The 16,849-nt window shown below is 42.0% G+C and carries 12 protein-coding genes and 1 tRNA gene; all 13 read left to right on the top strand.

Translation table 11 applies throughout. The features are described 5' to 3' along the window. Position 1 precedes the first annotated feature (1 nt). The 13 genes from mraY (at position 2) to BLQ05_RS01795 (ending at position 16,849) form a co-directional block, all read left to right on the top strand. On the top strand, positions 2-1,225 hold the full coding sequence (gene mraY, locus BLQ05_RS01855) for a phospho-N-acetylmuramoyl-pentapeptide-transferase (protein ID WP_023575433.1): 1,224 nt from the start codon (positions 2-4) through the stop codon (positions 1,223-1,225). A gap of 1 nt (position 1,226) precedes the next feature. Further along, positions 1,227-2,558 (top strand): UDP-N-acetylmuramoyl-L-alanine--D-glutamate ligase, encoded by a 1,332-nt coding sequence (murD, locus tag BLQ05_RS01850; RefSeq protein ID WP_023575432.1) that lies wholly within the window; start codon positions 1,227-1,229, stop codon positions 2,556-2,558. A 65-nt stretch (positions 2,559-2,623) separates the two neighbouring features. Next, on the top strand, positions 2,624-3,961 hold the full coding sequence (locus BLQ05_RS01845; protein WP_023575431.1) for an FtsW/RodA/SpoVE family cell cycle protein: 1,338 nt from the start codon (positions 2,624-2,626) through the stop codon (positions 3,959-3,961). Between the two features lie 97 nt (positions 3,962-4,058). After that, positions 4,059-5,153 (top strand): undecaprenyldiphospho-muramoylpentapeptide beta-N-acetylglucosaminyltransferase, encoded by a 1,095-nt coding sequence (gene murG, locus BLQ05_RS01840; protein WP_023575430.1) that lies wholly within the window; start codon positions 4,059-4,061, stop codon positions 5,151-5,153. A 97-nt stretch (positions 5,154-5,250) separates the two neighbouring features. Continuing rightward, positions 5,251-6,606 carry a UDP-N-acetylmuramate--L-alanine ligase gene (gene murC, locus BLQ05_RS01835; protein ID WP_023575429.1) on the top strand — a complete coding sequence of 452 codons (1,356 nt, stop codon included), beginning with the start codon at positions 5,251-5,253 and terminating at the stop codon, positions 6,604-6,606. Next, entirely contained in the window at positions 6,593-7,315 is a 723-nt protein-coding gene (locus BLQ05_RS01830; RefSeq protein WP_035653899.1) for a cell division protein FtsQ/DivIB, read from the top strand. The genes murC and BLQ05_RS01830 overlap by 14 nt, the downstream gene beginning before the upstream one ends. 6 nt (positions 7,316-7,321) lie before the next feature. Beyond that, complete coding sequence (gene ftsA / locus BLQ05_RS01825; RefSeq protein ID WP_023575427.1) at positions 7,322-8,716, top strand: cell division protein FtsA; 1,395 nt, start codon at positions 7,322-7,324, stop codon at positions 8,714-8,716. A 12-nt stretch (positions 8,717-8,728) separates the two neighbouring features. Continuing rightward, positions 8,729-10,699: a cell division protein FtsZ gene (gene ftsZ, locus BLQ05_RS01820; protein ID WP_023575426.1), complete on the top strand. Its 1,971-nt coding sequence runs from the start codon at positions 8,729-8,731 to the stop codon at positions 10,697-10,699. Positions 10,700-11,010: 311 nt separating this feature from the next. Then, positions 11,011-11,457 carry a GatB/YqeY domain-containing protein gene (locus BLQ05_RS01815; RefSeq protein WP_035653897.1) on the top strand — a complete coding sequence of 149 codons (447 nt, stop codon included), beginning with the start codon at positions 11,011-11,013 and terminating at the stop codon, positions 11,455-11,457. A gap of 55 nt (positions 11,458-11,512) precedes the next feature. Further along, a tRNA-Arg gene (locus BLQ05_RS01810) sits at positions 11,513-11,589 on the top strand. A 195-nt stretch (positions 11,590-11,784) separates the two neighbouring features. Then, on the top strand, positions 11,785-12,585 hold the full coding sequence (locus BLQ05_RS01805; RefSeq protein ID WP_023575424.1) for a zinc-dependent peptidase: 801 nt from the start codon (positions 11,785-11,787) through the stop codon (positions 12,583-12,585). A gap of 103 nt (positions 12,586-12,688) precedes the next feature. Further along, entirely contained in the window at positions 12,689-13,753 is a 1,065-nt protein-coding gene (locus tag BLQ05_RS01800) for an efflux RND transporter periplasmic adaptor subunit (protein WP_023575423.1), read from the top strand. 6 nt (positions 13,754-13,759) lie between these two features. Next, positions 13,760-16,849 (top strand): efflux RND transporter permease subunit, encoded by a 3,090-nt coding sequence (locus tag BLQ05_RS01795; protein WP_023575422.1) that lies wholly within the window; start codon positions 13,760-13,762, stop codon positions 16,847-16,849.

Raw genomic sequence — 16,849 nt, 5'->3', positions numbered from 1 at the left:
TATGCTGTATTATTTATTTCAATATTTAGACAAAACAATGGATGTTCCCGGAACTGGGGTATTTCAGTATATCACGTTTCGTTCGGGATTGGCTATTATTTTGTCGTTGATGATTTCCACCATTTTCGGGAAGCGGGTCATCAACTATTTGAGAAGACTGCAAATCGGGGAGACCGTTCGTGAATTGGGTCTGGAAGGTCAAACGCAAAAAGCGGGCACGCCGACCATGGGGGGATTAATCATCATTTTTTCCACGTTGATTCCGGTATTCTTATTGGCAAAATTGGATAACATTTATGTGATGTTGCTGATTGTAACCACGCTTTGGATGGGAACCATCGGGTTTATTGACGATTATATCAAGATTTTCAAAAAAGATAAAGAAGGATTAAAAGGAAAGTTTAAAGTTATCGGTCAGGTTGGTCTAGGGTTAATCGTTGGTTCGGTGTTGTATTTTCATCCGGCTGTAACGGTTAGAACAGATACTTCGACAACGGATATTTTTAAGCAGGGGACAACGGTTTCGGCTGTAGCCAAAGAAGAAAAATCGACGGCAACAACTATTCCGTTCTTCAAAAACAACGAAATGGATTACGCCGAATTATTGGCATGGACGGGCGATAACTATAAGGATTACGCCTGGTTGATTTTCATTCCGGTGGTGATTTTCATTATTACCGCAGTTTCCAACGGGGCCAATTTAACCGATGGTATCGACGGATTGGCAGCGGGAACTTCCGCAATTTCCGTGCTCGCACTCGGGATTTTCGCCTTCGTTTCGGGTAACATCATTTTTTCGAATTACCTGAACATTATGTACATCCCCAATTCGGGAGAAATGACGGTCTACATTGCGGCCTTTGTGGGGTCGCTCATCGGATTCCTTTGGTACAACACCTATCCGGCAACCGTTTTTATGGGCGATACAGGAAGTTTGACCATTGGCGGAATCATCGCGGTTTTGGCCATCGCCGTTCGTAAAGAATTGTTGATTCCGGTATTGTGCGGGATCTTTTTGGCAGAAAATTTATCGGTGGTACTTCAGGTGGCGTACTTCAAGTACACCAAAAAGAAATATGGTGAAGGCCGACGCATTTTTCTGATGTCGCCATTACACCACCACTATCAAAAGAAAGGCTATCACGAAAGTAAAATCGTAACCCGTTTCTGGATTGTGGCCATTTTATTGGCAATTTTTTCATTAGTATCCTTAAAACTGAGATAATATGAGATTAGTAGTCTTAGGCGGAGGAGAAAGCGGTGTAGGTACTGCGATTCTGGGAAAGAAAAAAGGATATGAGGTTTTTGTCTCGGATTACGGAGAGATTAAAAACAATTACAAAGAGGTGTTGATTCTAAACCAGATTCCTTGGGAAGAAAAACAACATACGGAAGAACTGATTTTAAATGCCGATGTAGTGATGAAAAGCCCCGGAATTCCGGATAAGTCCAACATCGTCAAGCAACTCAAGAATAACAATGTTCCTATCATTTCTGAAATCGAATTTGCAAGTCAGTTTAACGATTTTGTAACCATCGGAATCACCGGAAGTAACGGTAAAACCACCACTACGATGTTAACGCACCATTTGCTGAAACAAGGAGGAATGAATATCGGAATCGCCGGAAATATCGGAAAAAGTTACGCCTGGCAAGTGGCTGAAAACAAATTCGAAGCCTATGTGTTGGAATTGAGCAGTTTTCAGTTGGACGGGATTGTGAATTTTCGCCCACATATTGCGGTGATGACAAACATCAGTCCGGATCATTTGGATCGCTATAATTATGATTACGATTTGTACATCGCAGCCAAATTCCGAATTACGAAAAATCAAACGGAAGACGATTATTTTATATACGATGATGATGATGAGGCTATCGTAAAATGGTTGTCCGAAAATGAAATAAAAGCCAAAAAGATTCCTTTTTCATTGGTTAAAAAAATAGAAGAAGGCGCATACGCAGACGAAAAAAACATAACAACTCATATTAATAACGACGAATTTATCATGCCAATCAACGAACTAGCTTTAGAAGGAAAACACAATGTGAAAAACGCAATGGCGGCCACTACGGTAGCACAGTTAATGCGCATCCGAAAAGAAACGATCCGTGAAAGTTTGTCCAATTTTCAAGGCGTAGAGCACCGATTGGAAAAAGTGTTGAAAATTCAGAACGTACAATATATTAACGATTCCAAAGCGACCAATGTCAATGCAACGTTTTTTGCTTTGGACAGCATGAATACGCCAACAGTTTGGATTGTGGGTGGTGTCGATAAAGGAAACGATTACAGCGAATTGATGCCGTTGGTTCGTGAAAAAGTAAAAGGCATCATCTGTTTGGGTGTGGATAATTCCAAAATCATGAAAGCGTTTGAAGACGTGGTGGATGTAATGATCGAAACCACCAGCATGACGGATGCCGTGAAAATCGCACAACGTATGGCGGAAAAAGGCGATACGGTTTTATTGTCACCTGCTTGTGCTAGTTTCGACTTGTTTGAAAACTACGAAGACAGAGGCAAACAATTTAAAAATGCAGTGCAAAACTTATAATAAGTAAACAATACTAAGATAACTCAGCGCCTTAGCGTCTAAGAAACTTGGCAACTTAAAATAAAATGAAAGAACTAATTGGTAAACTTAAAGGAGACAGAGGGATTTGGGCATTTGTGGCCCTGTTGTCGCTATTTTCCTTTATGCCTGTTTTCAGTGCCAGCACCAACCTTGTGTACGTGGTGGGTAAGGGCTCTACCATTGGTTATTTGTTCAAACATTTGGTACACGTATTTATCGGATTCTGTCTGATTTATTTCGTGCACCGAACACCGTACCATTATTTCAAGGCCTTCTCTTGGTGGCTTATGCCGGTGGCTTTTGTGCTATTAGGTTTCACCATGCTTCAGGGAACTACAATTGGTGGTGCCAATGCGAGCCGATGGATACAGATTCCGTTTATCGGGGTGTCGTTTCAGCCTTCCGCTTTTGCGTTCATTATCATGATGGTATACGTCGCGCGTTACCTTTCTAAAATTGAAGAGAAAGAATATACGTTCAAATCGTCATTAATTGAACTTTGGGCTCCGGTTTTCGGAATTATTGGCTTAATTTTGCCGGCCAATTTTTCCACGGCAGCACTAATGTTTTCAATGGTTTGTATGTTAGTTTTTGTAGGGAAATACAGGCTGCAATACTTGTTTACCATTATCGGCGCAGGGATTGTAGGGTTGATGATGTTTATTCTGGTGGCAAAAGCGTTTCCGGATAATAAACTCACCAGTCGTGTAAATACCTGGATGAGCCGTATCGAGCGATTCAGTTCCGATACGCCTAATGAAGATGATTATCAGATTGAAAAAGCGAAAATTGCCATCGCTTCCGGAAAAATATACGGATTGGGTCCGGGGAAAAGTGTTCAGAAAAACTTCTTGCCGCAGTCGTCTTCCGATTTTATTTACGCGATTATCGTGGAAGAATACGGATTGTTGGGCGGATTTGCCATAATGGGATTGTACCTGTTGCTGTTCTTCCGATTCCTGATAACCTCACACAAAGCACCAACCTTGTTTGGAAAATTGTTGATAGTCGGACTCGGGTTTCCGATAATTTTCCAGGCATTCACCAATATGGGTGTTGCGGTGGAATTGTTACCAACAACCGGACAAACCTTGCCGTTAATCAGTAGTGGAGGAACTTCCATCTGGATGACGTGTATTGCGGTGGGAATCATATTGAGTGTGACCAAAAAAGAAGAGGAAATCGCGCAAATTGAAGCCGAAGCCAAATTAAGAGACGAAGCATTACAACGCATCATCGACCGTGAAGTGGCGCTCGAAACAGAAAGTGAAAATGAGATTGATGCGATAATTGAAAGGGCTAAAAAAGCAGAAGCAGGCGAGAATTATTCGATAGAAGACCAAACGGATAACCCGATGAATGCAGTTTTGAATAAGAAGTAGGGGAGAGGCAAGAGGCAAGAAAATAGAATATAGAGAATAGAAAAACTTAGAGACTTTGAGTCTTAGCGGCAAAAAAGAAAAACTCAGCAACTAAAAAATGAAACAGAATCCAAAATTCATAATCAGCGGAGGAGGAACCGGAGGGCATATTTACCCGGCGGTGGCGATTGCGAACGAGTTGAAAAACCGTTTCCCGAATGCCGATATTCTTTTTGTGGGTGCGAAGGATAAAATGGAAATGCAGAAAGTGCCTCAGGCGGGTTACCCGATTAAAGGATTGTGGATTGCAGGTATTCAGCGAAAGTTAACATTGCAAAACGCGATGTTTCCATTCAAGCTGGTTTCAAGTTTGTCAACTTCATTCGGAATTCTGAGAAGTTTCAAGCCGGATGTAGTGGTGGGAACCGGTGGATTTGCCAGTGGCGCTGTTTTAAAAGTAGCTTCCATGATGGGAATTCCAACGGTGATTCAGGAACAAAATTCCTATCCCGGAATAACGAATAAACTATTGAGTAAAAAAGCCAATAAAATTTGTGTGGCCTACGAAAATTTAGAGCGTTTCTTTCCGAAAGAGAAGATGATTTTAACCGGGAATCCGGTGCGTCAGGATTTGATTTCGGTCAGTGATAAGAGAAGTGAAGCAATCGCGCATTTCAATTTGGACGCTTCCAAAAAAACCTTGCTGGTGTTAGGCGGAAGTTTAGGGGCAAGAAGAATCAATCAGCTCCTTGAAAAAGAACTGGATTTTCTGTTGTCACAAAACGTTCAGATTATCTGGCAATGCGGGAAATTGTATTTCGAAGAGTACAAACATTTTTCGGATAAGGAAAACGTACAGGTACTTTCGTTTATTGACCGAATGGATTTGGTATACGCTGCCGCAGATGTGGTGATTTCCCGTTCAGGAGCATCCTCGGTATCAGAATTATGCATCGTAGGGAAACCGGTAATTTTCATTCCGTCACCCAATGTAGCCGAAGATCATCAAACCAAAAACGCCAAAGCAATAGTAGATAAAAACGGAGCGCTTTTGCTTAAGGAATCCGAATTAGATACTCAGTTTGAAACTGTTTTTCAGCATCTGATAACCAATGAAGAACAGCAAAAACAATTGAGCACCAACATAAAACAATTGGCTTTACCCAACGCCACGAAACAAATCGTTGACGAAATCGTAAAGCTAATCAGATAGCAGATGTCAGATAGCAGATTGCAGAAAACAGAAGTTGAATTATAGCAGAAATAAACTCAGTCACTAAGCAACTAAGTAACTCAGTAACTAAAAAGAAATGAACCTAAACCAAATACAAAACGTCTATTTCATCGGAATCGGAGGCATCGGAATGAGTGCCTTGGCGCGTTATTTTAAATTCATCGGAAAAAATGTGGCGGGTTATGATAAAACGCATACACATTTAACGGGTGAATTGGAGGAAAGCGGTATTTCGATTCATTTTGAAGACGACGTGAAGTTGATTGGTCAGGAGTATTTGAATAAGGAAAATACGTTGGTGGTAATTACGCCGGCAGTTCCGAAACACCATACCGAGTGGAATTATTTTCTAAATAACGGATTTACGGTTAAAAAACGTGCCGAGGTTTTAGGGATTATCACCAAAGACACCTTCTGTTTCGCGGTAGCGGGAACGCACGGTAAAACAACAACTTCCAGTATCTTAGGTCATGTGTTGTATGAAAGCGGTGCCGATGTGACTGCTTTTTTAGGCGGCATCGTAGAAAATTATAATTCCAATTTAATCGGAAGCGGAAAAACCGTAACCGTAGTAGAAGCGGATGAATTCGACCGTTCGTTTTTATACCTGCACCCGAATATCGCTTGTGTAACATCCATGGATGCGGATCATTTGGATATCTACGGCGATGCAACAGCGATTGAAGCTTCGTTTGTGGAGTTTGCCAATAAAGTGGAAGACAAGAAAAATCTTTTCATTAACAACGGATTGCCGTTAGAAGCAATAACCGTCGGAGTGAATGATGATTCTGATTTCGTCGCTAAAAATATAAGAATAGAAAACGGTTGGTATGTTTTCGATGTGACCACACCAACAGAAGAAATGAAAGATTTACGATTTGGCCTACCGGGCAGACACAATCTGACCAATGCTTTGTTAGCTTTGGCGATGGCGCGCACTTTCGGCACCCCGACCGACGACATTGCCAAGGCTTTTTTAACATTTCAGGGCGTAAGACGTCGTTTTTCGTTCCAAATCCGAAAGCCGGAGTTCGTGTATATCGACGATTATGCACACCATCCTACGGAAATCAACGCGGTGCATCAGGCAGTTCGCGAGTTGTATCCGGGTAAAAAAGTATTGGCGGTTTTTCAGCCGCATTTGTTCAGCAGAACCAAAGATTTTGCGGATGATTTTGCCAAAAGTTTATCACAATTCGATGAAGTGATGTTACTAGATATTTATCCGGCCAGGGAATTACCGATGGAGGGCATCACGTCACAATGGTTGTTGGATAAAATGGAAAACGAGAATAAGAAATTAGTACAAAAGGAGGAATTAATTTCGCTTATGAAAGCTTCTGATGCTCAAATAGTTGTTACGATCGGAGCAGGAGATGTTGGCGAAATGGTTCCGGATATTAAAAAGGCTTTAGAAGATGAAAAAAATTAAGTGGACAGACGTTCGGCTCGTGCTCATGCTAGGCGTGCTGATTTTCCTGTATTCTTTTTCGTCAAAGCGAAATGAAGACCGAAAATTAGTCAAAACCGAAGTGCAGTTTGCCGGAGAAAACACACCGTTTGTCACCGATGAAATGGTTAATAACTTGTTAATACAAAATTTTAACGGGGTTGCAAGTATTCGAAAAGATAAATTAGATTTGAATAGATTAGAGCGCGAACTCGATAGTCATGAAATGATTGCCGATGCACAGGTTTACGCTACTGTTGACGGAACTCTAAAAGCACTCGTAACGCAAAAGACCCCAATCGCCAGAGTGAGTAACGAAAGAAGTTCTTATTACATTGACTATGAAGGGAATAAAATGCCTTTGTCGGACAATTTTTCCGCAAGAGTTCCTCTTGTTGTGGGGGAAATAAATGACGAAAACAGAAAAGAATTGACCGTGGTTTTTCAGAAAATCCACGACGATGATTTTTTGAAAAAAAACATTACCGGAGCTAAAATTCTCGAGTCGGGAAGTCTGTTGATGACGAACAGGAATTACAATTATGAAATTCTTTTCGGAAAGCCGATAAATGTTGACAAGAAGTTTAACAATTACAAAGCTTTCTTTCAACACGCGATGAAAGATACCTTGATAGACGAATATAAAATGATTAATCTGAAGTTTACACAACAGGTTGTGTGCACCAAATAGGAGAATATGGAAAAAGAAAGTATTGCAGTAGGATTAGACATTGGGACAACGAAAATTGTGGCAATGATCGGCAAGAAAAATGAGTACGGGAAGTTAGAAATTTTAGGCGTTGGAAAATCCAAAAGCCTTGGTGTGGCTCGTGGTGTTGTAAACAATATTACACAAACAATCCAATCGATTCAGCAGGCCATAGTGGAAGCGGAAGCCGATTCAGGATATAAAATTAACGACGTGGTGGTGGGAATCGCCGGTCAGCACATCCGAAGTATCCAACACAGTGACTACATCAGTCGCGCGAATGCGGAAGAAGTAATAGGTGATGCCGATATCGATTTATTGATCAATCAGGTACACAAATTGGCGATGTTACCCGGAGAGGAAATTATCCACGTATTGCCACAGGAATTCAAAATTGACGGTGAATCCGAAATTAAAGAACCTATCGGAATGTATGGCGGACGCTTGGAAGCAAGTTTTCACGTAGTGGTAGGGCAGGCTTCTTCCATCCGAAACGTAGGAAGATGTATCAAGAGCGCCGGATTGGATTTGTCCGGATTGACCTTAGAGCCCTTAGCGTCTGCGGATGCGGTTTTAAGTCAGGAAGAAAAAGAAGCCGGAGTGGCGTTAATCGACATCGGTGGCGGAACAACGGATTTGGCTATCTTCAAAGATGGTATCATTCGTCACACGGCAGTGGTTCCTTTCGGTGGAAACGTAATTACGGAAGACATCAAAGAAGGCTGTTCGATTATTGAAAAACAGGCGGAATTGTTAAAAGTGAAATTCGGATCGGCTTGGCCGGGCGAAAACAAGGATAATGAAATCGTTTCCATTCCCGGATTGAGAGGCCGTGAGCCAAAAGAAATTTCGTTAAAAAACCTTTCGAAAATCATCCACGCAAGAGTGGTGGAAATCATCGAGCAGGTTTTTTCGGAAATTAAGGCATACGGACACGAAGATCCACGTAAAAAATTAATTGCAGGAATCGTTTTAACCGGTGGTGGTGCGCAATTGCAACACATCAAGCAATTGGTGGAGTACATCACGGGAATGGATACCCGAATAGGCTATCCGAACGAACATTTGGCCGGAGATTCCGATGAGGAAATTTCAAGTCCGATGTATGCGACCGCGGTTGGTTTGGTAATGAACAGCATCCGCAACAATACCAAAAGCGCAACGCCTTTGGTGGAAATGAAAAAAGAAGAGCCGAAAATTGAAATTAAGCCACAAGTTGTCGTTGAAGAACGTGTAGAAGAAACAATGGAACCGGAACAGCCGAAAACAGCGCCTGTCAGACAACCGGAAATGCAACACGAATCAACAGGAGACAAAATTAAACGCGGCTTTTTTGATAAATATATAGACCGAATTAAAGAATTTTTAGATAACGCAGAATAAAACCGATACAGTATGGAAAGCAATTCAGATTTTGGAAGTATCTCATTTGATTTACCAAAAAACCAATCAAATGTAATTAAAGTTATTGGTGTAGGTGGGGGTGGTAGTAATGCCATCAATCACATGTTTAAACAAGGGATTAAAGGAGTAGACTTCATTGTGTGTAATACTGATTCTCAGGCATTGCAAAACAGTTCGGTACCCAATAAAATCCAGTTAGGCGTTAATTTGACGGAAGGTCTTGGAGCAGGAGCAAATCCTGAAGTAGGACAGCAATCCGCTTTGGAAAGTATCGAAGAAATTGAAAAAATGTTGGATACCAATACCAAAATGGTATTCATCACAGCCGGTATGGGCGGAGGAACGGGAACAGGTGCTGCTCCGGTTATCGCACAATTGGCTAAAGAAAGAGATATTCTTACGGTAGGTATCGTTACCATTCCGTTTCAGTTTGAAGGAAAAGTGCGTCAGGACCAAGCGTTATCGGGTGTTGAACGACTTAGAAAGCAAGTGGATTCTTTAATCGTTATCAATAATAATAAATTAAGAGAAGTTTATGGAAACCTTGGTTTTAAAGCCGGTTTCTCGAAAGCGGACGAGGTGTTGGCAACAGCTTCCAGAGGAATTGCGGAAGTAATTACACACCACTATACACAAAATATCGATTTAAAAGATGCCAAAACCGTACTGTCCAACAGCGGAACGGCTATCATGGGATCGGCAACGGCTTCCGGTGAAAACCGTGCCAAAGACGCCATTATCAACGCGTTGGATTCCCCGTTATTGAACGATAACAAAATTACAGGAGCTAAAAACGTATTGTTGTTGATTGTTTCGGGTACGAATGAAATCACGATTGATGAAATCGGAGAAATCAACGACCACATCCAAACCGAAGCAGGTTTCAATGCCAACATCATTATGGGGGTGGGTGAAGACGAATCGTTAGGAGATGCCGTAGCGGTAACGATCATCGCAACAGGTTTCAACGTAGAACAACAAGCCGAAATCGTTAATACAGAGCCTAAGAAAATCATCCATACCTTGGAAGGCGAACAAAAACTGGTTCAGGATTTGTCCCATAAACCAAGTGTTCCTTCGTTCGATTTTTCGATTCCGACCGAGCAACCCAAAGTAGAGCCTGTAGTGGCAGAAGTGACTCCGATTGTAGAAGATAAAATCGTGTTTACGTTGGAAGAGGAGGTTGAAGTGGTTGAAGTAAAAAAGCCCATAGCGGAAGTGGATTTAATTCCGACTTCTGAATTCATCAATAACTTAGACGTATTCTTCGAAATCGTTTCTCCGGTAAAAGAAGAAGTGAAATTCGAAATCAAAGACGTACGCGAAATCGAAGTTTTCGGTGCCGAAATCGTAAAAGCGGAAATCGAACAGGTACAGGAGCAAATCACGTTCTCTTTCGATTTAACAAATGGCGGTGTTTCTACCAACGACGACAGAAGAGTGTTCGATTTGTCTGAGGAAACCAAACAAATGTTCGTGAACGAACCGGTTCAGGTGGTTCCGGTTACGGAAGTGAACCAATCGGGCGTAATCCGTTATTCTTTAGACGATTATATGGAAAAAGAAAACGAATTGGCGGCTTCAAAACCAGTAGTGGAAGAAGTGAAAGAAGAGCCCATCGCGGCCGAACTGAACTTCACCATGAAAAGAACCGAAGAAACTCCGGCAGCAACACAAGCCCAATTCGACGATATTTCCCCAGTGGAAATGACTATCGAAGAAACCTTGAGAATGCGTGCCGAAGAACGTAAAAGAAAAATGAAGGAGTTCAATTATAAATTCAACAACAGCGCCTCGCGCGTGAACGAATTGGAAAGAGAACCGGCCTACAAACGTATGGGAGTGGATTTAAATGCGGCTCCTGTCGATAACAGCAAATCCCGCATGTCTTTGGGAATGGACAGTAACGACGACATCCAGTTGCGTTCCAACAATTCCTTCCTGCACGACAATGTGGATTAACTAACCCTTTTTGAGAAAACCTTTAACCCGAAGCAGTAATGTTTCGGGTTATTTTTTTATCTTCGCATAGCAAAATGAAAAATGTCATCCTGAGCTTGTTGAAAGGTTAGAGCGACCCGAGCGATAGCGAATTGGCGAAGCAATGGTTAAGGATTTATCAGCCAGCCATTTTCCCGCTTTCCGTTACAATCTTGTCATTGCGAGTTTGCGAAACAACCTCACAATAACAAGGATTTCCTCTGCAATCGGGGCTAGGAAGGAAACCATTTTAATTTTTGTAAACAAATATCGAATACATTAATAAACAGCATATGAGTTTATCAACACAAATCATGGACGAGATGAAAACTGCCATGAGAGCAAAAGACACCGTGGCTTTGGAAGCGTTACGCGCCATCAAGTCCGAAATTTTATTGGCACAAACCTCCGCTACCGGTGGTGATTTAACCGCGGAAGACGAAATAAAATTATTGCAGAAACTGGTTAAGCAAAGAAAAGACAGCGCCGCCATTTTCACAGAACAGAACCGTGCCGATTTGGCTGAACCGGAATTGGCTCAGGTAGCGGTTATCGAGAAGTTCTTACCGGCACAATTATCCGAAGCGGATGTGGAAGCGGTTGTGGCTAAAATCATTGCGGCTACAGGAGCCAGTGGCATGGCCGCGATGGGACAGGTTATGGGTCAGGCATCCAAAGAATTAGCAGGTCAGGCTGATGGCAAGACCATTTCCAATATTGTTAAAAAATTATTAGTATAAAAATATTACGAATTACGCAATCATAATTTGTAATTTTGAATTCGTAATTAAAAATGGCCTCGTAGTTCAACTGGATAGAATATCAGATTTCGGCTCTGAGGGTTGGGGGTTCGAACCCCTCCGAGGTCACCAATAAAAATGCAAAAAAAGTAAAAGTTTTCTTTTATGTTTTTTTGCATTTTTTTAATAGTGACGTTTTATGATTAGCAAATAAAACGAAACGAAATATTGTGTTTTGATTTTTTTTGTATTTTTAAACGATTCGTTAAGTGTTTGTGTTTTAACTTAAGTGGTTTTGATAAGTCCCTAATCTGTAAATTGTAATAATTGGAAGATTTTTTATTTGTTTCCTTTATCCTGGTTTTTTTAGGGATCCTTCTTTTCAGGGTTTTTGAGAAAGGATATATTGCTTTTTTTAACAAACCACTGTACATTCATTTTTATCCTTTCCCTAAAAAAATTACACGGGCGCAACGGGCAATCCTTAAAAATGAGTTTGTGTTTTATCAGAAACTTCCCAGAAAAGAAAAACGTTACTTCGAATACAGGGTGGCTGATTTTATAGACGAATACGAATTCGTTGCCAAGGAAGGTGTGGAGATAACCGATCAGGTGAAAGTTCTGATTGCTGCCACTTCCACCATGCTTACTTTTGGCATGAAAAATTATCTTTTTGATGTTTTTGAGCGCATTATCATTTACCCGCACGAATATTATTCAACGGTTAATGAAGTGTACCATAAAGGGGAATTTAATCCCAGGGTAAAAGCTCTTGTTTTTTCATGGAAGGATTTTTTGGACGGCTTCCGAATCGATAACGATAATCACAATTTAGGACTTCACGAATTTGCTCATGCGCTTAACTTTCAGGCGATGAAAAGCAACAATTCGAGCATGATTATTTTTTCGGATATGTTTAAGGAAATCCTACAGGACATCCAGCATCCGCCCAATGCAAAACGTCTTATGGAATCGGATTATTTCCGAATTTATGCCTATACGAACAAATTTGAATTTTTGGCTGTGGTTCTGGAGCATTTTTTTGAAACGCCGAGTCAATTCAAGCTGGAATTTCCGGAGCTGTATCACAAAGTGGAATTGATGATTAACTTCAAAGGAGGGCGCTAAAATTTTGTTAAAAACCACCTTAAAAATTCCCTAAGGGTCAGATAAGAAGTAGCTTTGTTTTAACTGAATATTTTTATAGTTTTAAACCTACTATCTTAATCGTATGAAATTCAAATACATAATTTATTTTGCTCTTGCTGTTGTTTTGGGAGGGATGATTTTTTACCGAATATCCGAAAATAGCGCAAAGGAAGAAAACGGGAAAGGAAAAGGCGGCGGCGGAGATAAAAGACCGGCAAAAGTCACCGGAATCGTTTTAAAACCACAGGTTTTCTCCGATAATCTTTCGCTGTCCGGTTCCATCGATGCCAACGAACAGGTGGAAATCCGAAGCGAAGTTTCCGGTATCGTGGAAAGCATCAATTTTGAAGAAGGAACCGTTGTGGCAAAAGGACAACAACTTCTTAAGATAAACGACCTGGAACTTCGTGCCCAATTGTCTCAGGCAAGAACCAGGCAAACTTTAGCTTCGGAAAACGAAAGAAGAGCACGACTGCTGCTTCAAAAAGAAGCCATCAGTCAGGAAGAATACGATATCGCCAGTGCCGATTTCCGTTCCGCACAAGCGCAAACCCAACTCATACAGGCACAAATCGCCAAAACATCGGTAAAAGCCCCTTTTTCAGGAAAAATCGGATTGCGTTCCATTTCAAAAGGAACCTACGTTACGCCAACTACCGTTATTGCCAATCTGGTCAACACCACTCAGGTGAAAATCACGTTTTCCATCCCGGAAAAATACGCGACTCAAATGAAAATCAATACACTTCTGTCTTTCACCGTGGCAGGTTCCAAAGAACAGTTTTCGGCCAAAATTTATGCTATCGAACCGGGAATCGAAGTGGCCACACGAACGTTAAAAATGCGTGCTATTGCCCAAAACCCGAACGGAAAATTGATTCCGGGGACTTTTGCAAACGTCGCTTTACCTCTTGAAAAAATCAACGATGCTTTATTAGTGCCCACAGAAGCGCTCATTCCGGTGCAAAACGGGAAAAAAGTGTTTGTTTCCGTAAACGGAAAAGCAAAAGAAGTAATGGTGGAAACTGGCGCCCGAACGGATAAAGACGTTTTGGTACTTACCGGACTGAAACCCGGAGATACGGTTTTAACCAGCGGTGTGATGACCTTAAAAGACGATTCACCGGTGAAAGTAACTTTAAAGTAAGATAGTATGAGTTTATCCACTTTAAGTATAAAAAGACCGGTTTTAACGATAGTGATGAACCTGATGTTAATCCTTTTCGGAATCATTGGGTATACTTTTTTAGGGGTGCGTGAATTCCCGTCTATCGATCCGGCACAGATTTCGGTGCAAACCAATTACGCCGGTGCCAACGCCGATATCATCGAATCGCAGATTACCGAACCGCTAGAAAAAGCGGTGAATTCCATCGACGGCATCCGAAACATTACGTCTTCGAGCAGTCAGGGACGAAGTAACATTACGATTGAATTCAACCTTGATAAGAACCTGGAAGAAGCCGCTAATGATGTTCGTGATAAAGTATCCCAGGCCGTACGTAGTTTGCCGCAGGATATTGATGCGCCTCCGGTGGTTTCCAAAGCGGATGCCGATTCGGAGCCGATTATTACGATGACGGTGCAAAGTGACAATAAAAACGTTTTGGAGCTTACCGATTATGCCGACAATGTGCTTTCCCAACGATTGCAAACGATTCCGGGTGTGAGTAGCGTTCAGATTTGGGGACAACGAAAATATGCGATGCGTTTGTGGATCGACCCGGTACGGTTGGCATCCTACGGTTGTACGGTAGCTGATGTACGGGAAGCGTTGAACAAACAAAATGTGGAATTGCCTTCCGGGAAATTAACCGGTGCGAATACCGAACTTACGGTAAAAACACTTGGGAATCTGTCAACGGAGGAAGGTTTCAATAATATAATCATCAAAGCGGAAGGCGATAAGATTGTCCGTCTAAGCGATATCGGTAAAGCCTCGTTGGAAGCAGAAAATCTGGAAACCAAACTTTCCGATTCGGGTCAGCCGATGGTGGGTATGGCGATTATTCCGCAACCGGGAACCAATTATCTGGACATTGCAGAAAAATTTTACGAACAATACGACCAGTTAAAAAAGGATTTACCCAAAGATTTCAAACTGAATATTGCGATTGACAACACGGTTTTCGTTAAAAAAGCGGTTTTGGAAGTGGCGGAAACACTATTGCTATCCATTATTTTGGTGGTCTTGATTATCTATGTTTTCTTCCGGGATTGGGCGATTGCGTTCCGACCGTTAATTGATATTCCGGTATCATTAATCGCGACTTTTTTCATCATGTACCTGTGCGGGTTTTCCGTAAACGTGTTAACCTTGTTAGCGATTGTATTGGCAACCGGATTGGTGGTGGATGATGGAATCGTGGTAACCGAGAACATCTTCAAAAAAGTAGAAGAAGGCATGACACCAATCGAAGCGGCCATAAAAGGATCAAATGAGATTTTCTTTGCGGTAATTTCGATTTCCGTTACGTTGGCGGCCGTGTTCTTACCGGTAATCTTCCTAGAAGGTTTCGTAGGACGCTTGTTCCGTGAATTCGGAGTGGTGATTGGTGCTGCGGTATTGATTTCGGCTTTTGTGTCGTTAACCCTTACGCCAATGTTAAACGCGTATCTGATGAAAGGCGGCGAACAGAAAAAATCCAGAATTTACGTAGTAACCGAGCCTTATTTCCAGAAAATGAATTCTTCCTATGCGCAGGCACTCGAAGGATTTATGAAACGCAAATGGTTGAGTTTCCCGATTCTTATCGGTTGTATGGGCTTGATTTATCTGTTTTTCAGTACGCTTCCCAAAGAAACGGCACCGTATGACGACCGAAGTTTTATCGGCGTAAACGTAACGGCACCTGAAGGAGCTTCCTACGATTACATGGATCGCTTCATGGCGGATTTGACCGAATTGATAAACGATTCGATTCCGGAGAAAAAAGTGAGTTTGATTATCACGTCACCAGGGTTTGGTTCTTCATCGGTAAACTCCGGAAGAGCACGTATCGCTTTGGTACAACCCGATGAAAGAGAACGTTCGCAAAAGGAAATTGCGGAAGGCTTAACCAAATGGACAAAGCAGTATTCGGAAGCGAAAGTATCGGTATCCGAATCCCCAACCATTGCGGTGAACCGAAGAGGTGGATTACCGATACAGTTCGTAATCCAGGCTCCGAATTTCAAAAAACTGGAAGAGAAAATCCCGCAGTTTATGGAAGAAGCGGCCAAAGACCCAACCTTTTCCAATACCGATGTGAATCTGAAATTCAACAAACCGGAAATCTATGTGACCATCGACCGGGAAAAAGCGCAAAGTTTGGGTGTTTCCATTATTGATGTGGCACAAACGCTACAACTTTCATTGAGCGGACAACGTTTCGGCTATTTCATGATGAACGGAAAACAATATCAGGTGATGGGGCAATTCGACAAAAAAGACCGAAATGCACCGATGGATCTGACTTCCATATTCGTGAAAAGTACTTCCGGAGAACTTATTCAACTGGATAATCTGGTTACGATTGAAGAGAAAAGCAGTCCACCACAATTATATCACAATAATCGGTATATGGCCGCTACGGTTTCTGCCGGATTGGCGCCCGGAAAAAGTATCAGTGACGGAATCGAAGCCATGGAGCGCATCAAGGAGAAAGTGCTGGACGACAGTTTTACCACCGATTTGAGCGGGGAATCCCGTGATTTTGTGGAGAGTAGTTCGAATACGTCTTTCGCTTTCGGATTGGCTCTATTGTTAATCTTCCTGATTTTAGCAGCGCAGTTTGAAAGTTTCATCGATCCGTTCATTATCATTTTAACCGTACCGATGGCAGTAGCCGGAGCCTTGTTTTCCTTGTGGCTGTTCGGACAGACATGGAATATCTTCAGTCAGATTGGAACGATTATGCTGATCGGACTGGTAACGAAGAACGGTATTCTGATAGTTGAATTTGCAAATCAGTTGCGCGAACAGGGCAAACCGAAATATCAGGCGATTATGGAAGCTTCCGAATCCCGTTTGCGTCCGATTCTGATGACGAGTTTGGCGATTGCGTTAGGGGCATTGCCGATTGCGATGTCATTGGGAGCAGCGTCTACCAGTAGAATTGGGATGGGAGTGGTGATTGTTGGCGGAACCTTATTCTCCCTATTGCTGACGTTATTCGTGATTCCGGCTATTTATCTGATGTGGTCTCGCGAGAAAAAGCACCGTCCGGAATTCGACAATATTAAAGATTATGAAAAGGAGTAA

The sequence above is a fragment of the Flavobacterium saliperosum genome (assembly GCF_900100625.1).
In the GTDB taxonomy this organism is placed as follows: domain Bacteria; phylum Bacteroidota; class Bacteroidia; order Flavobacteriales; family Flavobacteriaceae; genus Flavobacterium; species Flavobacterium saliperosum.
This window is presented reverse-complemented; position numbering and strand designations above follow the sequence as displayed.